This window comes from Synechococcus sp. MIT S1220 (assembly GCF_047303025.1).
Taxonomy (GTDB): Bacteria; Cyanobacteriota; Cyanobacteriia; order PCC-6307; family Cyanobiaceae; genus Parasynechococcus.
Genome location: NZ_CP138939.1, coordinates 2734532 through 2755609, shown reverse-complemented (window position 1 = coordinate 2755609; position 21078 = coordinate 2734532). Strand labels below are relative to the sequence as shown.

Annotated in this window: 24 protein-coding genes; 12 read left to right on the top strand and 12 right to left on the bottom strand. The window is 55.1% G+C overall.

Translation table 11 applies throughout. From position 1 onward, the window contains the following. The first annotated feature begins 599 nt into the window (after nucleotides 1–599). The 5 genes from accD to fba all read left to right on the top strand — a co-directional run bounded on the left by accD (nucleotide 600) and on the right by fba (nucleotide 5328). Nucleotides 600–1481, top strand: a complete 882-nt coding sequence (gene accD, locus SIB64_RS13915) for an acetyl-CoA carboxylase, carboxyltransferase subunit beta (protein WP_413440790.1) — start codon at nucleotides 600–602, stop codon at nucleotides 1479–1481. Between the two features lie 47 nt (nucleotides 1482–1528). Further along, nucleotides 1529–1864 (top strand): hypothetical protein, encoded by a 336-nt coding sequence (locus tag SIB64_RS13910; protein WP_413443033.1) that lies wholly within the window; start codon nucleotides 1529–1531, stop codon nucleotides 1862–1864. A 6-nt stretch (nucleotides 1865–1870) separates the two neighbouring features. After that, complete coding sequence (locus SIB64_RS13905) at nucleotides 1871–2941, top strand: Gfo/Idh/MocA family protein (protein ID WP_413440789.1); 1071 nt, start codon at nucleotides 1871–1873, stop codon at nucleotides 2939–2941. Nucleotides 2942–3059: 118 nt separating this feature from the next. Next, complete coding sequence (locus SIB64_RS13900) at nucleotides 3060–4127, top strand: class I fructose-bisphosphate aldolase (RefSeq protein WP_413440788.1); 1068 nt, start codon at nucleotides 3060–3062, stop codon at nucleotides 4125–4127. Between the two features lie 127 nt (nucleotides 4128–4254). Then, nucleotides 4255–5328, top strand: a complete 1074-nt coding sequence (gene fba, locus SIB64_RS13895; RefSeq protein ID WP_413440787.1) for a class II fructose-bisphosphate aldolase — start codon at nucleotides 4255–4257, stop codon at nucleotides 5326–5328. 46 nt (nucleotides 5329–5374) lie between these two features. On the opposite strand, the gene SIB64_RS13890 is transcribed toward fba, so the two are convergent. From SIB64_RS13890 to purS, 5 genes are read right to left on the bottom strand one after another with little or no spacing between them, the layout of a single operon-like run. After that, nucleotides 5375–6601: a CARDB domain-containing protein gene (locus SIB64_RS13890; protein WP_413440786.1), complete on the bottom strand. Its 1227-nt coding sequence runs from the start codon at nucleotides 6599–6601 to the stop codon at nucleotides 5375–5377. Further along, complete coding sequence (locus SIB64_RS13885) at nucleotides 6552–8300, bottom strand: gamma-glutamyltransferase family protein (RefSeq protein WP_413440785.1); 1749 nt, start codon at nucleotides 8298–8300, stop codon at nucleotides 6552–6554. Before SIB64_RS13885 ends, SIB64_RS13890 begins: the two co-directional genes overlap by 50 nt. Beyond that, nucleotides 8297–9262, bottom strand: a complete 966-nt coding sequence (locus SIB64_RS13880; protein ID WP_413440784.1) for an LD-carboxypeptidase — start codon at nucleotides 9260–9262, stop codon at nucleotides 8297–8299. The genes SIB64_RS13885 and SIB64_RS13880 overlap by 4 nt, the downstream gene beginning before the upstream one ends. After that, nucleotides 9262–9915 carry a phosphoribosylformylglycinamidine synthase subunit PurQ gene (purQ, locus tag SIB64_RS13875; protein WP_413440783.1) on the bottom strand — a complete coding sequence of 218 codons (654 nt, stop codon included), beginning with the start codon at nucleotides 9913–9915 and terminating at the stop codon, nucleotides 9262–9264. Before purQ ends, SIB64_RS13880 begins: the two co-directional genes overlap by 1 nt. Further along, on the bottom strand, nucleotides 9912–10166 hold the full coding sequence (gene purS / locus SIB64_RS13870; protein WP_413443032.1) for a phosphoribosylformylglycinamidine synthase subunit PurS: 255 nt from the start codon (nucleotides 10164–10166) through the stop codon (nucleotides 9912–9914). Before purS ends, purQ begins: the two co-directional genes overlap by 4 nt. Before the next feature lie 117 nt (nucleotides 10167–10283). Between purS and SIB64_RS13865 the strand changes: the two genes are divergently transcribed. Continuing rightward, nucleotides 10284–10631 carry a hypothetical protein gene (locus SIB64_RS13865; RefSeq protein WP_413440782.1) on the top strand — a complete coding sequence of 116 codons (348 nt, stop codon included), beginning with the start codon at nucleotides 10284–10286 and terminating at the stop codon, nucleotides 10629–10631. A 588-nt stretch (nucleotides 10632–11219) separates the two neighbouring features. Here SIB64_RS13865 and SIB64_RS13860 read toward each other — a convergent pair. Together SIB64_RS13860 and SIB64_RS13855 are read right to left on the bottom strand one after the other, a co-directional pair. Next, nucleotides 11220–11429 (bottom strand): CCRG-2 family RiPP, encoded by a 210-nt coding sequence (locus SIB64_RS13860; RefSeq protein WP_413440781.1) that lies wholly within the window; start codon nucleotides 11427–11429, stop codon nucleotides 11220–11222. A gap of 44 nt (nucleotides 11430–11473) precedes the next feature. Next, nucleotides 11474–11650 (bottom strand): hypothetical protein, encoded by a 177-nt coding sequence (locus SIB64_RS13855; RefSeq protein WP_413440780.1) that lies wholly within the window; start codon nucleotides 11648–11650, stop codon nucleotides 11474–11476. Nucleotides 11651–11855: 205 nt separating this feature from the next. On the opposite strand from SIB64_RS13855, the gene SIB64_RS13850 reads away from it, so the two are divergent. Both SIB64_RS13850 and SIB64_RS13845 read left to right on the top strand, forming a co-directional pair. After that, nucleotides 11856–11978, top strand: coding sequence for a hypothetical protein (locus SIB64_RS13850; RefSeq protein ID WP_413440779.1), 123 nt, complete (start codon nucleotides 11856–11858; stop codon nucleotides 11976–11978). Between the two features lie 3 nt (nucleotides 11979–11981). Next, the gene (locus SIB64_RS13845; protein WP_413440778.1) at nucleotides 11982–12296 is read left to right on the top strand and encodes a Tat pathway signal protein; all 315 of its coding nucleotides are present in this window, start codon (nucleotides 11982–11984) and stop codon (nucleotides 12294–12296) included. Here SIB64_RS13845 and SIB64_RS13840 read toward each other — a convergent pair. The 3 genes from SIB64_RS13840 to SIB64_RS13830 form a co-directional block, all read right to left on the bottom strand. Further along, entirely contained in the window at nucleotides 12260–13282 is a 1023-nt protein-coding gene (locus tag SIB64_RS13840) for a mechanosensitive ion channel family protein (protein ID WP_413440777.1), read from the bottom strand. The genes SIB64_RS13845 and SIB64_RS13840 overlap by 37 nt on opposite strands. A gap of 86 nt (nucleotides 13283–13368) precedes the next feature. Then, on the bottom strand, nucleotides 13369–14040 hold the full coding sequence (locus tag SIB64_RS13835) for a DUF938 domain-containing protein (protein ID WP_413440776.1): 672 nt from the start codon (nucleotides 14038–14040) through the stop codon (nucleotides 13369–13371). Next, on the bottom strand, nucleotides 14037–14378 hold the full coding sequence (locus SIB64_RS13830) for an ArsR/SmtB family transcription factor (RefSeq protein ID WP_413440775.1): 342 nt from the start codon (nucleotides 14376–14378) through the stop codon (nucleotides 14037–14039). The genes SIB64_RS13835 and SIB64_RS13830 overlap by 4 nt, the downstream gene beginning before the upstream one ends. Nucleotides 14379–14454: 76 nt before the next feature. On the opposite strand from SIB64_RS13830, the gene SIB64_RS13825 reads away from it, so the two are divergent. Then, nucleotides 14455–15477, top strand: coding sequence for an ArsJ-associated glyceraldehyde-3-phosphate dehydrogenase (locus SIB64_RS13825; RefSeq protein ID WP_413440774.1), 1023 nt, complete (start codon nucleotides 14455–14457; stop codon nucleotides 15475–15477). After that, complete coding sequence (gene arsJ / locus SIB64_RS13820; protein WP_413440773.1) at nucleotides 15474–16727, top strand: organoarsenical effux MFS transporter ArsJ; 1254 nt, start codon at nucleotides 15474–15476, stop codon at nucleotides 16725–16727. The genes SIB64_RS13825 and arsJ overlap by 4 nt, the downstream gene beginning before the upstream one ends. A 1112-nt stretch (nucleotides 16728–17839) precedes the next feature. Here arsJ and SIB64_RS13815 read toward each other — a convergent pair. Further along, nucleotides 17840–18187 carry a DUF805 domain-containing protein gene (locus SIB64_RS13815; protein ID WP_413440772.1) on the bottom strand — a complete coding sequence of 116 codons (348 nt, stop codon included), beginning with the start codon at nucleotides 18185–18187 and terminating at the stop codon, nucleotides 17840–17842. Nucleotides 18188–19857: 1670 nt separating this feature from the next. Here SIB64_RS13815 and SIB64_RS13810 point away from each other — a divergent pair. After that, nucleotides 19858–20094 carry a hypothetical protein gene (locus SIB64_RS13810; RefSeq protein ID WP_413440771.1) on the top strand — a complete coding sequence of 79 codons (237 nt, stop codon included), beginning with the start codon at nucleotides 19858–19860 and terminating at the stop codon, nucleotides 20092–20094. A gap of 369 nt (nucleotides 20095–20463) precedes the next feature. Here SIB64_RS13810 and SIB64_RS13805 read toward each other — a convergent pair whose 3' ends face one another. Further along, nucleotides 20464–20673, bottom strand: a complete 210-nt coding sequence (locus tag SIB64_RS13805) for a hypothetical protein (RefSeq protein ID WP_413443031.1) — start codon at nucleotides 20671–20673, stop codon at nucleotides 20464–20466. Nucleotides 20674–20792: 119 nt separating this feature from the next. Between SIB64_RS13805 and SIB64_RS13800 the strand changes: the two genes are divergently transcribed. Further along, a complete protein-coding gene (locus SIB64_RS13800; protein ID WP_413440770.1) occupies nucleotides 20793–20972 on the top strand; it encodes a hypothetical protein in 180 nt (59 codons plus the stop codon). The last annotated feature ends 106 nt before the right edge of the window (nucleotides 20973–21078 follow it).

Below are 21078 nucleotides of genomic sequence, written 5' to 3'. Positions count from 1 at the left end.
CTTGCTCGCAACTGATTGTCTGCTTTGATTGAAAATGAAGAAAGTAGTTGATCCGTTCGGTAATGCCTATGCTTCTCCGATCATCGCTAATTCCGTTGAAAATGTATTTTGCAGTTAGGGATTTAAGCGGGTAGGTGCAGTTCGATTAGGCGTTCATGTGTTCATCATTGTTGTGATGATTCTAGGTCAATGTCTTGAGTGATTATTCGTCTTGATTCCCACGCTCTCGCAACAGGGAGGGTTGGTTGTGGTGTGTGGATGTTTCCTGCAACCTAAGGCAAAGAAGTCATGCTTGCTTCCGTGTTTTCAGAGTGTTCAGAACAAGTTGGCAGCCTTTTGAACTTGCTGTTTTCAGCATGCGTTGGTGTTGATCCCCAGCCTGTTGTGTTGGGCCAGGCGACTTGCAAGCGTCACACTGGGTTTGATGCCCTTGCCCCTGGTAACGCCAGTTACCATTGCCGTTGACTTTTAGCAGATTTGTCGGTCGTTCTCCAGCTCATGACGCGGTCCCAGCGATGGGTTCGATCCTGCTGTGGGGGCAAGCCAACACCTGCTGTTACTGACGACATTCCAGTCGTTTTTTAGGGAGCTTGGAGCTGATGTCACTCTTCGACTGGTTTGCGGATCGCCGCAAGGGTCAGTTCGTCGGCAAGGTCAGCCAGGAACCTGATGAAGGGGACGGTCTTTGGAACAAATGCCCGGAGTGCGGTCTCGTTGTTTATTCCAAGGACCTGAAGGCCAACACCAGCGTGTGTGCCGGATGTGGGTACCACCACCGCATTGATAGCCAAGAACGGATTGAAGTGATTGCCGATTCTGGCAGTTTTCAGGCGTTTGATGAGTCCCTTAACCCCACAGACCCACTTGAGTTCAAGGACAGGCGCGCCTACGCAGACCGCCTCAAGGAAAGTCAGGCCGGAACCGGTCTGAACGACGCTGTTGTGACCGGGTTCTGTCGGATTGAAGGGATAGCCCTCGCTTTGGCCGTGATGGATTTCCGCTTCATGGGTGGCTCCATGGGCTCAGTGGTGGGCGAGAAGATCACACGCCTGGTGGAGAGAGCGACAGCTCAGCAGCTACCTCTGCTTGTTGTCTGTGCTTCAGGCGGAGCGAGGATGCAAGAGGGGATGCTCAGCCTCATGCAGATGGCCAAGATCTCCGGGGCTCTTGAGCGTCACCGCGAAGCTGACTTGCTTTACATGCCTCTGCTGACCCATCCCACGACTGGAGGGGTGACAGCGAGTTTTGCCATGCTGGGAGATCTGATTCTCGCAGAACCCAAAGCGCTGATTGGTTTCGCCGGGCGCCGGGTGATTGAACAGACTCTTCGGGAAAAACTTCCTGACAATTTCCAGACCGCTGAGTATCTCCAGGACCATGGTTTCGTGGACACCATCGTTTCCCGGCCGCAGCTGCGTTCGACCCTGGCTCGCCTCTTGCGTCTGCACGGTTGCCGTCCCCTCGAGTTGACCAGTGCATGAACAAGCTCATCTCTGATCTGCTGACGGTCTGTCTTGCTGTGAGCCTGATGGTTGTTTCGCCCCCATTCAGCTGGGCCGGTCCTGTGGATTGGGTTGAGGTCCCTCAGACGGAGGCAGGCCAGCAGTGGTGGGATCGCGGCAGTGTGCGTGAGGAGGCCGGTGGCGTGCGTTCCGTGCTCAGTCGGTTCACGCCAGCGGAGATCGAGGGGCAACCACCCAGTCGGGGCTCTCTTTATGTAATGCAGGTTGATTGTGCTCAGGCGCTGTATCGCGACAAGCAGGTGAACGGGATTCCTCGGTTCAGGGCTGAATGGGAGCCTGCAGGTGCGGACGGCTTGATTGATTCGGTGATTCAGGCTGTATGCGCTCTGCCGCTCAGCTGATTAGCGATGACTGACCAACCCATTGGTGTTGCCATTGCGGGTCTTGGATTCGGGGAGGCGGTTCACCTGCCCGCTTTACGGGCCAATGCAGATCTGAATCCCGTCGCTCTCTGGCATCCCCGACGGGAGCGTTTGGATGAGGCCTGTGCAGAGCATGGTCTGTCTGGCCACGACAACTGGGATGCGTTGCTCGAGGACCCAGCCATTGAGGCGGTGATCATCGCCACGCCTCCCGCCCCAAGGTTTGATCTTGCCCATCGTGCTCTTGCTGCCGGAAAGCACCTTCTGCTGGAGAAACCGATTGCCCTCCATGCTGGTCAAGCGCAAGAACTGCATCGGCTTGCCATTGGGAAAGGCCTGTCCGTTGGTGTGGATTATGAGTACCGCGCTGTGCCGTTGTTCATGCAGGCTGCTCGCATGCTTGCTGCCGGGGCAGTGGGCACCCCATGGCTGGTGAGACTTGATTGGCTGATGGGCAGTCGTGCCAACCCCCAGCGTGCCTGGAATTGGTATTCCCAGGCCGAGCTTGGTGGCGGCGTGGTTGGAGCGCTCGGGACCCATGCGTTCGACATCCTGGCCTGGTTGATCGGCCCTGTCAGCGAGGTTCGGGCGCTCAACGGGGTTTCAATTCTGGAAAGACCGTTGGCGGAAGGTCGATTGGCCCCTGTGGATGCTGAGGATGTTTCTTTGATCCAGACCCGTCTGCAATGGCAAGGACGTATGGATCAGTTGATCCCGACGCAGCTCACGCTGGCGTCCGTCGCCCGTAATGGTCGGGGTTGTTGGATTGAGGTGTATGGCTCCGAGGGAAGCCTTGTTCTGGGAAGTGCAAATCAGAAGGATTACGTGCATGGTTTTGAGTTGCGTTACGCGCCAGCAGGTGAGTCACCCGTGTTGATGGAGGCGGAGGCTGACCTTTGCTTCAGCAGAACCTGGAGTGATGGACGCATTGCACCAGTGGCCAGGCTGCAGGGCTGGTGGGCGAAGAGCATTCGCAGTGGGCGTCCGATGGTCCCTGGCCTGATGGAGGGGGTTGCAAGTCGTTTGGCCTGCGATCAAGTTCTGCAGAACTCTTGACACCCGCAGTTGCAACAAATGACAGAGCGATAGCTGCATAAAACATACTTTCTACGGTAAAGATATGTCGGGACCTGGGTTGCTTGGCAGCAAGAATTCGGCGACTTTAGAGAGTTCTATGGCCCTGGCTGATTATTCCTCTGAGCTGATCTCCACCGCTCAGTCTCTTTCTTCTCCTGGGAAAGGAATCCTGGCTGTTGATGAGTCAACCAAAACGATCGGAAAGCGTCTGGGATCCATCGGTGTTGAAAATACTGAGGCGAATCGCCAGGCCTATCGCGGCATGTTGTTCACTGCCGATGGCCTTGGTGATTTCATCAGCGGAGCAATCCTTTACGAGGAAACCTTGTTTCAAAGCCATGCGGATGGTGAGTCCATGGTGCAGAAACTTGGAAAGCTGGGAATTATCCCCGGCATCAAAGTTGATACCGGCCTGAGGCCTTTGCCTGGGGCTCATTCCGTCGAAACGCTCTGCACTGGTTTGGATGGGTTGGTTGAACGTGCCGCTGACTATTACGCCCAGGGTGCGCGTTTCGCAAAATGGCGCGCTGTTCTGCAGATCACTGCCGATGGGTGCCCCTCCCCTCTCTCGGTTCGTGAGAATGCCTGGGGTCTGGCTCGCTATGCCCGCTGCGTGCAGGAATCAGGTCTTGTGCCGATTGTTGAGCCCGAGATCCTGATGGATGGTGATCACACCATCGAAACAACAGCTCGTATTCAGGAGCATGTAATTCAGGAGGTTTATCACGCTTGTCAGGCCAATGGCGTTCTTCTCGAAGGCACTCTGCTCAAGCCATCCATGACCGTGCAGGGGGCCGATTGTGCTGAGAAGGCTGATCCCGCCAAGGTTGCTGCCATGACGGTTCGAACTCTCGAGCGCAGTGTTCCAGCAAGTGTTCCAGGCATTGTCTTCCTGTCCGGTGGGCTTAGTGAAGAGGCAGCTTCTGTGTACCTCAATCACATGAACACCGTCCCGCGCAAGGCGAAATGGAATCTTGGATTCTCCTACGGCCGTGCCCTTCAGCACTCCTGCCTCAAAGGCTGGGCTGGTACGAACACCGAGGCTGGACAGAAGGCTCTTCTGGCACGTGCCCGTGCCAATTCTGAAGCGTCACTCGGCAGATACGTAGCTGGATCTCAGCCCTCCTCTGACGAACAGCTGTTCGTTGCCGGTTACACCTACTGAAGAGACATAGTCAACGGCCTGTCGTGAATTGAGCGACAGGTCGACGTGACTTTTTCAACGACTCACAGGTAAAGTCCTGGCCCAACGGACTGAAAAGTCCTCTCAGGCTCTTTCTTGGACCTTACCTATGGCGCTCGTTCCGCTTCGGCTCCTGCTCGACCATGCCGCCGAAAACGGCTACGGCATTCCTGCGTTCAATGTGAATAATCTTGAGCAGGTCCAGGCCATCATGGAAGCGGCTGACGAGACCGACAGCCCCGTGATCCTGCAGGCTTCTCGCGGTGCTCGCAGCTACGCCGGAGAAATTTTTCTGCGCCACCTGATCCTGGCCGCAACCGAGACCTATCCCCACATCCCCGTGGTGATGCACCAGGACCACGGCAACGCTCCTGATACCTGCTACTCCGCTGCCATCAACGGTTTCACCTCCGTGATGATGGACGGTTCCCTGGAAGCCGACGCCAAGACCCCGGCCAGCTACGACTACAACGTCAATGTCACCAAGCAGGTGGTTGATTTCGCCCATGCCGTCGGCGTGAGTGTTGAAGGTGAGCTGGGTTGTCTGGGCTCCCTGGAAACCGGCAAGGGTGAAGCCGAAGACGGCCATGGTTTCGAGGGCGAGCTGTCCAAGGACATGCTCCTCACCGATCCCGCTGAGGCGGCTGACTTCGTCGCCAAGACCAAGTGCGACGCCCTGGCCATCGCCATCGGCACCAGCCACGGTGCTTACAAGTTCACCCGCAAGCCAACGGGTGAAGTGCTGGCCATCAGCCGCATCGCTGAAATCCACAAGGCCATCCCCAACACCCACCTGGTGATGCACGGCTCCTCCTCCGTTCCTCAAGAATGGCTGGAGATGATCAACAAGTTTGGTGGAGCCATCCCTGAGACCTACGGCGTGCCGGTCGAAGAAATTCAGGAGGGCATTCGCAATGGGGTTCGCAAGGTGAACATCGACACCGACAACCGCCTTGCCTTCACCGCTGCTGTGCGCGAAGCGGCCATGGCTGATCCCGCCAACTTCGATCCTCGCCACTTCAACAAGCCTGCTCGTAAGTACATGAAGCAGGTGTGCCTGGATCGTTACCAGCAGTTCTGGGCTGCCGGCAACGCCAGCAAGATCCAGCAGCAGAGCATCACCCACTTCGCCGGTCTCTATGCGAAGGGTGCTCTTGATCCCAAGGCTGCTGTTGCTGCCTGAGCAAGATCAAGTCATGGATAGATGGGGGGCGAAAGCCCCCCGTTTTTTATGCGTCGTCTGAACTGGGGATAGTGACCTCCAGGTGGCGGAGGTTGTTATGCCGGCGGTCGTCAGGTTCGATCACAAGTTCCATAGGATCAGCGATGACGGCAATCCTGTGGACACCGGAGGGAAACGCCCAGGCCAGGCTGTAGCTCTCGCTGTCCCCGGCATTCATCCACGGGATTTGCAGGTAGCGGTGATCGCTGAAGCGGTCGTTGACCACGACGGCCACGCCGACATCGCTGACATCCAGCTCGCCTGTATTGGTCACCCGGAAGAGAATGCGGCCGTCGTCGTAGCTGAGACTTTCAATGGCCAGATCACTACACAGGGACCGGATTGAATGCAGGGGGTAGAGCACCAACTGTTCGATCTGGCCGACTCTGGTGGAGGGGTGATCATGCAGAACATGGCCACCATGGGCCAGGTCGGTACTGCAGCCATGCAGATGTAAGTAGTCTCCGGCCTTTGGAACAGTGACTCTCCCCTTTTCAGGTTCGCTGTCGTAAAAGCCGCAGCAGTCCCACTGCATCGATCGCCCCAGGTACCGGATCGGATCCTCTGGCTTTTCCGGTGGAAGCGGTGAGAGTCGATAGTGCTGCAGCATGTCGTAGATGCTGGTGGCTGCGGCTTGATCGGTTCCCCCTTCCGTTGTGAAGCTCGCGTTGCGTCGCTGCTGACCCATGCAGAGTTTTGAGGCGACGGTGATGACGAGCTCATCCCACGTGGCCAGCATCCGAATTCCGTAGATCGGTGCTTGCTCGAGGGCACCACGCGCCCGTTCATGGCGAATGGCGCTGTCGATTAACTCTTGAATGGAACGACCCTCTGGTTTCCCGAGGCAGGACAGCTCCACAGGCCTCTGCAGTGCCGTGGCGTCTTCCGTGTAGCAGACGTAGGGGAAATGACCACTGCCATCACCAGGCTGAAGCCGCACAATGCTTCCGTTATGGGCGATGCAGCGCCAGACTTCGGAATCTCCGGAGCCGTTTCGGAGGAAGGTGAGTTCGCCGTTTTCCAGGCTTGAGGTCGTCCCCAAGCCAAGAACATCTCCTTTGAGCGGAATGCGCTCAAGAGGCAGATGCTCACGCACGTCGCCCTGGATCAGATCGGACACCGAGTTCGCGATGGTGAGATCGGCCATGGCTCCTGCCCGTCCTGCTTTATCGCTAGCGGCAAACTCAAGGAAGGGCCACAGCCGTACCCTCCCGGCGTGGATCGGCTGCGCCATGCCAGCGGCCGTTGATGCGCTGCAGCAATGCGATGCCACTGCCGAAGTCTTGGAAGAGCACCGGTTGATGCGCCGATGCCAGGCCGTTCGGGGCGACCGGCCATTGGAGCGGTGAATCGCGCTCCAGCACAAGCGTTCTGCCGCTTCTGGAAAGATGCGGGAGGGCTACGGCCCGTTTGGGTGACTCTCCCCAGAGCAGGGAGGCGACTAGGACACGGCTCAGGTAATGAGGAATGCGACGGCCACCTGGGCTGCCGAGGGCCAGAACAGGATCTCCGTTTCGGAACACAATCATCGGCGCCATGGACGACGCCGGCCGATGCCCTGGCTGGCGTTGATTCGCAACAGGTTGCCCTGCGATGGAAGGGCGGAAGGAAAAATCGGTGAGCTGGTTGTTCATCACCATGCCGGCCACCAGGTGACGACTGCCGAACACGGTCTCCACCGATGCGGTGTAACTGGCGAGATTGCCGAGGCTGTCGACGATCGACAGGTGGGAGGTGCCCTGTTCCTGGCCGGAGGCAGGCAAAGCAAAGGGGTAGCCCTGGACCCCCGGGGGAAGTCCAGGCCCCGGTTGTGAGCCACGCGACGCCCCCATCGCCAGGGACCGTTTGCGGATGTAGCCAGGATCCAGCAGTGCATTGACCGGAGCAGCCCCCCCGAGCGGATCCCCGATCCAATAGAGGCGATCGGCATCCGCCCAGGCGATCGCGTCGGCCAGTCGACGCCAGGAGCTGGGCCGCGTGGGATCCAAGGGATGTCCGGGCTGTGTCAACAGAGCCAAGGTCTGCAGCACGGCCAGCCCACCGCTGCTCGGTGCTGGGACCGTGCAGAGCTGATGGGTCAGCCAAGGTGCACACAGTGGTGCGCGCCGGATCACGGTGTAAGAGCTCAGGTCGGTGGCCGACCAGCCTTGGAAATCGGGCTCATCCTTCGCCAGAGCGTTGATTTCCCGGAGAATTTGCTGCGCCAGTGCACCGCGATAAAAGGCCGGACCGCCATCCCGTGCCAGCTGCTGAAGGGTGCGGGCCAGGTGGGGATTGCGAAAGCGCTGCTCCTTTGAAGCTGGCTCGCCACCTGGCAGGTAAAGGGCCTGAAAGGCCGGGTTGTGGGCACTACCCAGGCGTTGGGCCAGCTGGATCGATCGGATGAAGCGTTGGCTTGGCTTGAAACCATCGCGGGCGAGATGGATTGCTGGTTCGAGGGTTTGCGCCCAGGGCAGATGGCCGTACTGCTGATGGGCTTCCCAGAGCAGTGCCACCGTCCCTGGAATGCCGATCGCGCTCAGCCGGCGTGTGGCGTCTCGCCAGGGCAACGGTTCCCCGTCGGGGGTGAGCAGATCGTCTGGACGGCTGCGTTCCGGTGCTGTCTCGCGGCCATCCAGCACCTCCAGTGAGCGCTGCTGTGCATTCCAATGCAGCAGGAATCCACCTCCACCCAGCCCGGAACTCTGGGGTTCCACCACGGCCAACACCGCCTGGGCTGCCACAAGGGCATCCACCGCATGGCCACCCGCCTTGAGCATTGATTGAGCGGCTTCACTCGCTTTCGGGTGGGCTGTCACCACCACTGCGGATCCCGCAGCGGTGGACACGGATGTTGGGTTGAGATCCGCCTGTTCCGGGTCGTCGCGGCTGACCGGAGCAGCCGGTGCCGTTTCGATCCAAAGACTGATCGCCAGCAGCAGGATGCTGATCATTGGAGCAGCTCGAGCGTGCCGTTCGTGCCGTTCAGGCGGGCTTTTCTCCCCAGGGGCAGGGCCATGTTGGGGCGTCCATGGCCTAACGGTAGATCCATCACCAGGGGGATCCCTAGATCACTAAGACGCTCTTCAAGGATTTGCTCCATTGAGAAGTCGCCAGGAAGGATGTCGTCCTTCTTCCAGCTGAAGCGACCTGTTGCCACACCCGCCACAGCCGCGAGAACACCGGCGCTGCGCCAGTGGGTCAGCATGCGGTCAATGCGGTACGGCGCTTCGCCAACATCCTCCAGAACAAGGATGGCGCCCTTCAGATCGGGAAACCAGGGTGTGCCGATCAGGTGCGTCGCCACCGTCAGGTTGCTCACCACCAGCGGCCCTTGAGCCAGGCCTCGAACTCGTCCCCTTCCCTGCAGCGGACTGACAGGTTGCCCGCTCAGCAAGGCTGCGGTGCGTGTCCATCGCTCGTCCGGTCCGAAGCATGAGCCGTGAATGGCCCCCGGCAGCCCTGCAGCCCACTGGGCCAGGAGGAGCGAACTGGAATCGGAGAAGCCCACGCTCCAAAGGGGGCGGCGGGGGAAACGGAAGCCGGCTTCAAGGATGCGTGCCCCTCCCCAACCACCGCCGAGATAAAGCACGCCGTCAATGGAGCGGTCAGACCAGGCCTCCTGAAGATCAGCGACCCGTTCTTGATCCGTGCCGGAGAAATAGCGCCATTGGCGACGCACGGAATCCGGAATCTGAAGCTGCCAACCCTGCTTCTCGCAGCGATCGATCAGGTCGTCAAAGTCGGTGTCTGGATCCATCCAGGTGCCGGGATTGACGGCCCTGAGTCGTGCGCCTGGTTTGAGCGGCGGCGGTGCTGGCAGAACGGTGCGGTTGGCTGCGCCACCGGAACGGGGCCACAGAGCGCTCATCGCAGCGGTGGCTCCTGCAATCAGCAGCGACCGGCGTCTGGCCATCAGTCCAGAAGCGCTTCGAGCATGGCGCGACCATCCACCCCACCCGTGGCCGGATCACAGGCACGTTCGGGGTGAGGCATCAAGCCGAGCACATTGCCAGCCGTGTTCGTGATCCCAGCGATGTCGGCAACGGATCCGTTCGGGTTGTGGCCGTAGCGCAGCGCAATCGCATCCTCATCCTGCAGCTGCTTGAGGGTGTCGTCACTGCACTGATACCGCCCTTCCCCATGGGCGATGGGCAGGGTGAGATGACCACCGGATCCGTAGGACTGCAACCAGGGACTACGGGCACTAACGACGTCGAGAGGGGCGTCTTCACAGATGAAATGCAGTTCGCTGTTGCGGGTCAGTGCACCCGGCAGCAGTCCGAGTTCGGTTAACACCTGAAAACCATTGCAGATCCCCAGAACGCGGCCCCCTTGCGCTGCAAAGTCCACAAGGGCCTGAAGCGCAGGTGCAAAGCGGGCAATTGCGCCGCAGCGGAGGTAGTCGCCATAGCTGAAGCCACCGGGCAGTACCACGGCGTTTAGCCCACTAAGGTCGGTTTCTTCATGCCAGAGCCGGCGCGTGGTCATGCCCAGGCATCCCTCCGTGGCCCATTGCACATCCCGGTCGCAGTTCGAGCCGGGAAAGACGATCACGCCGATGCTCATGAGTCCTGAAGCTCCAGCGACCAGTTCTCGATCACTGGGTTGGCAAGCAGACGGTCGCTGAGCAGTTCCAGGCGTCGCCTTGCCTCAGCTTCATCGGGCGCATCCAGCTCCATTTCCACGGCTTTTCCGATGCGCAGCTTGCTGATGCCTTCCACACCAAGCCGGCTTGCAGCGCCTCGTGTGGCTTCCCCTGCTGGATCGAGTACGGAGGGGCGAAGGCGCACCAGAACGCGGGCTTGATAACGCGGCACGATCTCCAGAGGTGCTTTGTGAATCCTGACAGACACCTAAGCGTTAAGAGATTTGGGGGCTCCTCGGCGTCGCGAATAACGGCAAAAGCATGTTGAAAAAGGAGTTCTCGCCTTGTTGTGACGCGTGTTCTGTTTCTTGCGACGGCGTTGATGCCGGCGATGGCGGCAGTTGTTGGTGGCGGAGTGTGGTTAGGTTCAGAGGCGGTCGCCGGAAGCTCTGGTCTGCAGTGCAGACAGGGTGCCCAGGTCTGGACGGACTGCCGGATGCGTCAGCTGTCGTCTGGGCATCATTGGTTTCTGGAGATTGGAGCAGATCGGATTGAGTTCCGCCACGACGGCAGCGGACGAATGCGCATGCGAGCTGGTCAGCGCGGATCGTGGGTTTCCGTGGAACCCCGCTGGGACAAGAACCAAAGCTTGTGTTGGGGAACGGTCTGCGCGCGGGGTGATGTCCGCTTGGATTAGGAGCGAAAGGAATGGCTGGAAGAACCCGAACAATCAAAAAAAGAGAGGGTTTGATGGATAGGGTTTGATGGATAGGGTTTGCAATTTTCCTAAAAAAGCTGGAAAAATTTTTCTGTTTAATGAGTCAATTTCAGAACTAAAAAGAATTTGTTCTATTAGCCCTGTTGAACTTAGAACGCTAAAAATGAGGTCCGATCAAATCGGGTCGATGTGTTGTGAGCCGACACGCATTAGTGCCTGTGCGCTATCTTCTTGCGGTCAAGGTGCAATGCAACTGTTCTTCAGGTTGGCTGCAGCAAGGGTTGTTAGCAGTGTGCGCTAGTAGTTGGCGACAAACGGATGTTCTTGATTGCTGATTGCAAAAAAATTTGATCGAGGGATTTTCTTTTTGGGTTAATTTGTTGGTGACAATCTTGAAGTTTTGGTGCCGGCTGGTGTTGGTTCAGGAAGTTGTGATCCGAATATCATTGCATTTGGTTTATGCCCCTCTATGTTGCACTTCAATCACGGTTGGATTAAGGATGGAAGGGCGATATTATAAAAAAGCCTTGCCATATTTGGCAGGGCTTTGATTGGTTTTGATGCGATTCAATCTTTTTCAATCGTGCCAGAGCTGTGCCCGGCAGCTACCACAGCAGCGCCAACGCATTTGCCATCTGAGAGGTTCTTGGCCAGATCCTTGTAGAAGCAGATGGCCTTGGCTCCTTCTTTTGCAATGATGTAGCCAGCAGGGATCATCCAGGCAGCTCCACCTGTGCAAGTTTCGAGTTGTTCAATGGTGAGTTCGGTGTTGTTCATTGGTTTCATTTGGTTTGTGAATGTGGATGAATGAGGAGGTTTAATTAGAAGCTGGGAGATTGCTGTCTGCTGCTTCCACCAAGAAATGGAGGAAGATCTTTGCCAGGATTGCTGAGCTTCCAGATCAGCACCCAAGGGTCAATACAAAAGTCATAATTCGAGGCTGCTCCCCCCGATACTTGTTGGAGTTGTTCGAGGTTCAGTTCAGATGCGTTGGTCATCAGATTAGAGGTGGTGGAGGTTTGTTCCTCCGATGCACTTACCATCGCCGTTTACGCCAAATTCATTCTTGATCACGGTCAGAGGTGGCTGTGAGGTTGGTCACAGTCGTCGGGCTTTCTCGCCTTGATGGCACTTTTGGGAATGAGGCGTTTGGAATGAAGCCAGCGTTAGAGGAGTCCTGACCGATGCCCATTGGGTTCCGTCATGAACGATCTGAATTCCACAGGTTCGATTGCAGGACATGCGCAGTCGAGAACTGTGCTGGGTTCACGCCTTGCTTTTGATCGCACCGCGCCGCGTCAGAATGATCGCGTCAACGGTGTTTGAGCGATGTTCTCCCTGACCTGCCGCAGTTGTGGAGCGTTGGTTGAGATTCCCGGCCGCTATGGCTTCAAACTCAAAAATGCCGGAGTGAATACAACCCTTTGCACGAGTTGTAGACAACAAGGTTTTTTACGGTCACGCTTGGATGGCCTGGGTTTGGACGGGAACCAGAGACAAAACCCATCACAACGCCGACTGCTTCCAATCGCGGTGGTTGTGCTTGCGCTTGCATTGATGACCGTAGGAGTGTGGTTGCGACGCAACGCGCCGCAACCTGCCACTCTTCAGGACAATCCTGCGGCTGTTGATCTTTCGAGATAAACCGTTTGGCTGGGGAAGGCGAATTCAATGCCACGTTCAGCAAAAGCTCTCATGATTGAGAGATTAATGTTTTGCTGAGCGTTCAGGGCAACGGTGTAATCCCTCGTGTCGATATAATACACTAGCTCAAAATTTAAACTTGAATCAGCAAATTCAGTGAAATGGCAGCGGTTGAATTCAGTATGTTCTACTTTGTCGATAATGCCTTCGATTAAGGATGGAATTTCTTGCATTTGTTCTGCTGTTGTGTCATATGTGACGCCAATGCTGTAGATCATTCTCCGTCGTGCCATGTCGGCAAAATTAAGGACGGCTGTGTTTGTGAGAGCCGAATTGTTCATGACCACAGCCTCACCTCTTAAGCTGCGAAGGTGCGTTGATCGCACTCCGATCTTTTCAACTATTGCAGAGACTGATCCGACGGAAATGAATTGTCCTACGGTGAATGGTTTGTCCAGCAAGATCATTAGATAAGCAAATAATTCCTGGGCTGGTTCTTTCAAGGCGAGACCGATTCCAATGCCGCCAGCACTAAGCAGGCCCCAGATCACCGCCATTTTGACGCCGATGCTCTGGAGAAAGACCAGTGCTCCGATGGCCCAGACCGCTGCCTGAAACAAAGGCATTAATGACTGAATCAGAATATTCAAGTCATTGTTGCTAGTGCGGCGCCCTACGCCTTGAAAGAATCGCACTCCTACGCGATTGAAAAAGCGAACAAGGATAAAAAGTCCAACAAGCCTTAGGACAATGTCGTAGGCCACCAGGGCATCACCTTTGATTCCTAAATTGTCTTCAATCAGATAAAGAGTAATTAGAGCGGTTAGTGGTAAAGCGATGTCTCCAAGGGCGTTCACAATAAAATCATCGAAGTCACTTTTGCTTCTACGTGTAAAGCGTGGAATGATCTTTTTGAGGAAAAAGACAGCCAGTAGTCCGACTCCTACGCCAAGAAGGATGTCACTCAGGATGGGAGGTAGTGCCACGTTGAAAACCTCAATTGAGGGGGAGCTTTACCAGCTATTGACGCTAGTTGGGTAATTGTGCTGGTCATGCCTGCTCATGGCAAGAATCAGGCTTTGCGCATCACCAATGTGAGGTTGTTGGCTGGCATCAGCCTGGATGCCTGAAGGGGAATCTGGTGTTGTGCGCCGAGTTCTTCAATCCATTCGAGATCCCGGATGCCCCATTGAGGATTTTGTGCCTTCAAGGATGCATCGAACTGGGCATTGCTTTGGCTTGTGTGTGCTCCGTCCCGTCGGAAAGGGCCATAGATCAGTAACGGGCGTCCTGGTGCGAGCAGGCGGGAAGCTCCTTGCACAAGCGATTCACTGCAATCCCTCGGGCTGATGTGCAGCAGGTTCACGCAGACGATGGCGGACGGTGCTGCGGGAATGGACCAGGGTTGTGCTCTTACATCAAGATTGAGCGCTGCAGGCATTCGGTTGTCGAGTCCGCTGGTTTTCGACCAGCCGTCAATACTGGCGCGGTGGACGGGGTCGGGGTCGCTGGCTTGCCACTGCAGCGAGGGAAATCGCCGTTGGAAAGCCACCGCGTGTTCTCCGCTTCCGCTGGCGATCTCGAGCACAAGACCTGTGGGCGGCAATTCCTCCGCAAGAACGTCGCCGATAGGTTTCACATTGCGTTGGGTCGCCGGAAACCACAAGCGTGGATCGTCCGCTGGCGATGACATCGGTTCGTCCTGGGGGTGTTGATGACTCTGCGCCCATGACCCTGCGCTCATGACTCTGTGGTTATGGCTGCATCGAGGCAGTGTTGCGTCGGCGCCGCTTGGCGGCAATTGATGGCGAGGGATCCAATCCAGGCCTGAAGTTCGCCAATGGTGTCTGTATTAAGCCGGTAAAAGATCCACCTTCCGCTTTTTCGATCGTTCACCAAATCAGCGTTGCGCAGCACTTTCAAATGAAAGGACAGCTTGGATTGAGCCAACTTGAGGTCGCGGGTTAGGTCACAGACACAGCGTTCGCCATCGGCCAGTGCATTGATTACATCCAGGCGAATCGGATCCGAAAGGGCTTTCAGCAACTGACTCGATTTTTCGCGAGACAAGGTGCGCTGCATCACATGACCCAAGGCCAATCCCCCTTCAATCCATCAAGATTAATTGATGGATTGAAGCCCAGGGGCTCCTCTCGCTATGCGCATCGGCATCAACGGCTTTGGAAGGATCGGCCGCCTTGTGTTCCGGGCCCTTTGGGGCCGGCCCGGTATCGAACTGGTGCACGTCAATGATCCCGCTGGCGATGCGGCAACGGCGGCCCACCTGCTGGAGTTCGATTCCGTGCATGGTCGCTGGGATCGGGGGATCACCAGCAGCGCTGATGGATTCAGCGTGGAGGGATCCGCGCTCACCTGGTCCAGTGAAAACGATCCCACCGCCGTGCCCTGGATCGATCGGAGTGTGGAGATGGTGCTGGAGGCCAGCGGCACGATTAAGACGCCGGAGACCCTCAACCCCTATTTCGAGCAGGTGTGTCTGAAGCGTGTGGTGGTGGCTTGCCCAGTGAAGGGTGTGATCTCTGGTGAGGAAGCGCTCAACATCGTTTACGGCATTAATCACCAGCTCTATGTGCCGGCGCGACACAAATTGGTGACGGCCGCCTCCTGCACCACCAATTGCCTGGCGCCGGTGGTGAAGGTGGTGCACGAGAGCTTCGGCATCGAGCACGGGCTGATCACCACCATTCACGACATCACCAACACCCAGGTGCCGATCGATTCCTTCAAAAACGATCTGCGCCGGGCTCGCTCCGGGCTCAGCTCATTGATCCCCACCACCACCGGTTCGGCCAAGGCGATCGCGATGATTTTCCCCGAGCTGAAGGGCAAGCTCAACGGTCATGCCGTTCGCGTTCCCCTGCTGAATGGATCGCTCACCGATGCGGTGTTCGAGCTCCAGCAGAGCGTCACGGTGGAGCAGGTGAATGCTGCGTTCAAAGCAGCTGCTGAGGGGCCGCTGCAGGGAATCCTGGGTTACGAGGAACGTCCGTTGGTGTCGTGTGACTACACCAACGACAACCGCAGCTCGATTGTCGATGCCCTCTCGACGATGGTGGTGGATGGCACTCAGCTGAAGGTGTTTGCCTGGTACGACAACGAATGGGGCTATAGCTGCCGCATGGCCGACCTCACCTGCCATGTGGTCGGGCTGGACGCATGAAGCTTTCCCCCCTGCAGCAGTACGGCATCGTCACCGCCAATTACTGGGCCTTCACGCTCACCGACGGCGCCCTACGGATGCTGGTGGTGTTCCATTTCCATCAGCTCGGCTACACCACCCTCGAGATCGCCGCTCTGTTTCTCCTCTATGAGTTTTTCGGCGTGGTCACCAATCTCTACGGCGGTTGGATCGGTGCCCGCTATGGGCTACGGCTCACCCTCTGGATCGGCACGTTGCTGCAGATCCTGGCGCTGCTGATGCTGGTGCCGGTGAGTGCCACCTGGCCGAAGTTGTTGAGTGTGGTCTATGTGATGGCGGCTCAGGCGATCAGTGGCATCGCCAAAGACCTCAACAAAATGAGTGCCAAGAGCGCTATCAAGGCAGTCGTGCCGCACAGCGCGGATGCAGAGCAACAAGGCCAGCAGCAGCTGTTCAAGTGGGTGGCGATCCTGACGGGATCCAAGAATGCGCTGAAGGGCGTTGGCTTCTTTCTCGGTGGGGTGCTGCTCGCAGCCTTGGGCTTCAACGCCGCTGTGGGATGGATGGCGGCGGCACTCGCCGTTGCCTTCCTGCTGACGCTGGTGTTGCCGAGAGAGATCGGAAAGATGAAGTCCAAGCCGGCCTTCTCCTCGCTGTTCTCCAAATCCCAGGGCATCAATGTGCTGTCTCTGGCGCGCTTCTTTCTGTTCGGTGCCCGCGACGTTTGGTTCGTGGTGGCCTTGCCGGTGTTTCTTGAAGCCAGCTTGGGTTGGAATTTCTGGGAGATTGGTGGTTTTCTCGGCCTCTGGGTGATCGGCTACGGCATTATTCAGGGATCAGCTCCCAACCTGCGACGTCTCTGGGGACAGACCGCTCCACCCGGGGTGTCTGCTGTGCAGTTCTGGAGTGCCGTCCTGACGGCGATCCCCGCCCTCATCGCGATAGCGCTCTGGCGGCAGGTGGATGTTTCGATTGCAATCACAGCAGGCCTGGCCGCCTTTGGGGTGGTGTTCGCGATGAATTCGTCGATTCACTCCTACATGGTGCTGGCGTACACCGATGCGGAGAGTGTGAGCCTGAACGTTGGCTTCTACTACATGGCCAATGCCGCCGGGCGACTGGCGGGAACCATGCTCTCCGGTGCAGTGTTCATGCTGGGGCGCACCGAAGCCGCAGGCATGCAAGCCTGTCTATGGGTGGCCTCTCTGTTTGTGTTGTTGTCGTGGGTCAGCAGCCTCAGACTGCCAGGTGTGCTGAAGACTGCCCAATGATGGAAGGGGTGAAGTTTGTACAGACTCTTTGAAAGTTTTGGGATTGAATACCATCTACTCCTGGATGAGATGTGGTGATTTGCTTTGCAATTGTCCGTACAAGACCAAATTGCCACGTAAGATAAGTTGTTGTCAAAGCACATCGGTCGAATTTCTGTGTTTGGCTCCATTCAGAAAGTTTTTTCATAGATATAGTTGATGCAACGAGCATGGCAAGCCTAAGCTGATATAGAGGCCCAATCAGCATGGACGGACATTGATTCGGTTTGACCTCACGTCAAAAAATGCACTCTTAAATTTCTCTTTAGTGGGCTATTGGTTGGGCGCCAAGAATGATGTAGCTCTTCACTCTGTTGACGTCCTCAAATATTTTTTTATCAGCAACAAGGCAAAAATCCCTCGGCGCTATTGTTCGAGGTTGGGGACTTATGGTACTTGGAGGCTTGGTTCGACAACGTTTCGAACTTCACTTGATTCAATGATCTTCTGTTACTTAGCTAACAATTTTAATGCTTTTTGGCTTGTTTTTGCTTGTATAATTGGCTAGAAAAGATGTGGGCTCTTCAATTCTAATGCGGCTTCAAGTCTTTATTGGAGATCAGCTCCGGAAACGTAAGGAGCTTTTGTACAACCTTGGCGCGCTTTCGTCCTATGCGTCGATGCTGACCTTCTTCTGGCATGGTGTTGTAATGCTTATGTCTAAGGAAAAGCCTAAGCATACGCTAGTAGTTTATGCCGGGCTGACTCTTTTTTCCATTTTGGTCATGGCTCCTTATAAATGGGACAAAAAGTGGATGCGCGTTAAAACTTCAGTGGGAATGACTGTATTTGGCTTGTCTCTTATCATATATCTTTTTTGTATGTTAGTGTATTAACATTGGCTTGAAATCTATAATTGTCAATTGTTGAGGAGTGGGTAAGAGCGGCTTTCGTGCTGCATTTGAACAATTTATAGTGTTTTTAACGTCTTGCCATAAGAAAAATCGAGTTGCTTGGTTTCTGCATTGCGATTGAGTACATACTGATGACTTAAAAAAGCGGTCACGCAGTTCAGCGATTGCGTTCAGGATTGTGTAAGAGAATTAAAGAAAATGTATACGCTCAAGCAAAAATCATTTCTGTGATGACGGCTTAAATAGCCAAAAAAATAAGACCCAAATTTGAAAAAGAAAATAGAACGGAATCAAGGCTCTCCATAACCAGGCAAATCTATATCCAGCATCCCGGAGCCGTCGAACAGTGATTGAAGAAGATGGAATCAATAATGCAAAGCGATATAGATCCTGCACACGTGTTGGCATGTTGTCCAAGTCAATGGCAGCGTGGAAAACAAATAAAATTAAAACAACAATCCAAAAATCAAATCGATTCGTTGTTCCTGTAAAATCAAAAGATTTAATTACGTAGCCGATACAAGCTTCACGGGCGCGGACAAATGAATTTATATTTTCTGTCGCCAAGATGAAAATATATCTCTTTCACAGGATATTCAAATCCAACAAAATAAGTACAAAATCCAAGATTGTTTACGAGTCAAGTCCGGGTTATCGAACCGCTAGACCATTACAGCTCCACTAGCAGGCTGGTTTCGCTAACGGGATGATTGCCCAAGCAAAGATCGGCCATAGGTTGAGGTTGAACGGTATCCACTAAGGGACTGTGTGGGCTTCCGGTCATTTCATGCAGACGAAGCCAGCGCGTGTAATTTCTGGTAGTTATCTTTTGAAAAGTTCGTGGAAGGTAGAGATAAAACTGAGAGATTCATTCTTGCGGCCAAAGCCCGGGCTAAATCTGCGCAACATGAAAAGTCACCAAAGCTCACTGCCCTTGAAAAAGGGATGTGGGATGCACTGAAAAGAGCTGAAAGACCAGTCAGCCATGACAAAGCAGCCTAATGTCAATACACTAGCCAGTTCTACGCATTTAATTTGTCTGCAAGTGGCTGAATGATCGGTGGATTACGTTCTTTGTAGTCATTCTTGAGTGAATGTAGGGCGTTAGGCCTTATATGAATGACACTAGCTTCCAGGTCAATGTCTTTTTTCAGCACATCTGCAGCTTCACCCCTATGAGTAACTGTATGTCTCATAATCCAATACAGGATCTTTGAGATTAAGATAGAATTAATGTTTAAGTGTTTACGCAAAGCAGGTTTAGGGCTTCTTTTTTCTTGACGTTTGTTTTGAGACGCTTGAGCTTGATGCAGTCAAACAGATTAGCGACAATCCGCTTCTTTTCTTTGACTACGTTGAATCAACCTTTGGCGTGGTTGATATGTGTTCTTGTAGTAGAACATGCAATGGTTTCCAGAAGGTGATCTCAGTATCTCCTGGCGTGATATTCAGTCATTGCATTCACGTGATCGGTACGAGCCAACGTGACCGGTACACTTAACAATGCCGACCAATTCCTGGCGATTTGCTTGGCAGGTTGCTGCAGGCGTACAGCAAGCTTGAGAAGATCAGCGGTTGTCGGAGAGACGTGAGCGGATTGACCCTGAACAAGGTCGTAGGAGTGTCCTGAGGTAGATGTCGAGGCAATAGATGTCTCCTGAGGGGTAAGCCCCTGGGGGTCTAGGTCATCCTTTCGTCCTTTTATGACGTTGTCTGAGAGGCTCTGGAGAGAGACCTATGCGGTGACATGATCGCTTCAGTTCCTGCAAGACCTTCAACGGTCACCTTGGCTTCTTGAAGCGTGTTGTCTGTTTTCCATCGTCATAGCCTTTCCTCGATGACTTGAATCAAGTCAACAGGACCTTTGCATTGGGAGAAGTAGTAACCAATTGCGCTAGCAGCTTGTCTAGCTAAGGCGTGGCAGTGTTTACGGAGACAAATATGGAATATTCAATTGATGCACAATGAAACCAGAAATTGGTTTTTAGCTCGAATCCCGTGGAACAGTTTCGTGGGTTGTTGTGATGATCTCGATGACAACTCGTGATCAGTGCTCGCGCGACTGCAACGACGTGGAGTGTGGTCGGTTCAAGGTTGTCTTGGACTGCCGCTTGGATCTGATGGAGTCCATCAAGGACAAAGCTCCATGAATGCATCCTGAGAATCGTTGCAGCGGTAGGCAATCACACAACAACTCTTGACCAGACTGGCGTGAATGGTAGGGAAGCTGAAAAACGATGATCGACGAACCCGGAAGTCCTGACTGCCGTCTTGTGATCGACGCCAAACGTTCTCTGGAAGAGGTGTTGAGGATCATTGACGGGTTGCCTCACACGGACCACATTCGCCGTCAGCTCCTGTCGGTGTACAACCAACTGGAGGGGATGCACGATCTCAAGCGAGCCGGTGGATCAGGGGTGTCCTTTCGCTCTTCTGATTGGTGTTCCAAGACCGGATATGTCATCGAGAGCTAGCGACTTCAACGGGTTTCAACGCTTGACCAACGGGTTTGCCCCTGCTTTTTTGATCCGATTGTGCATCCATCAACGTGGTTCGTTGAATGGAATGCATGGACTGCCTCTGATCAAGCCGTTGGCAGGCCTTTACAGTCGATCAAAGCGTGGTCTCCCAATCAGTGGGTCCTGTATTGCATCGGATTAGCCGTTGATCAGTTTTTGCGCTTTAAAGTTGATGGAAAAATACAGAAGCGCAGTGTTTGAAAATAAGCAACGTCCTGCTTGGTTGAACTGGGTTTTCCTGTTGATGTTCCTCTGGTCGTCCTGGCAGCTTGTTGGTTTCTGGGTTCAGAGGTTGAACGGTTGATTGCCAGCGATTGCTTGAGCTCAGGCAATTCCCGTCAGTCTGATCGTTCCCCAAAGGTCAAACACGCAGAAGATCAACCCGATCACAATCAGATCCCAGGCGCGATGGCGTACAGCCCATGGAGCAAGGAACAGCTCTGCCACGCCATGCAGGGCCGTACCGATTGCGATGTGCTCGAGCACTAACAATCCATGGGCCAGGAGGAACAGCCCACTGGCGACGAAACGCATGGTGACTTGCCAGGTCCCGAGCAATGTCTCCCTAAAAAATGAAGTAGCACCTTAAGCGCGATGGGGCCACGGCTCAAGCGGTGGATCCGCCATGATGTAACGGATTCGTTACAAAGCCCATGACGGTCGGAGAGGTTTTTCTCGGCTCCCTCAACAGCGGAGTGATCACTCAAGGCGAAATGCAGTGGCTGGTCAGTCACCAGGACCAATTCAGTCGAGCCGAGGCGGCAGCGGCCTTAAGACTCGGACGCCTGCTCGATGAGGGAGTGGTCAATCTCGGATGCCGCTTGCCTGTATGAAGCTCAAGCGATCCGTTGCAAGGCAAGCGCTTTTTGCGAAAATTTGTTTGGGTCGCTTGTCCCCTCCATTCATGGCGCATGCTGGTAATTGAGTGGTTCCATCCGA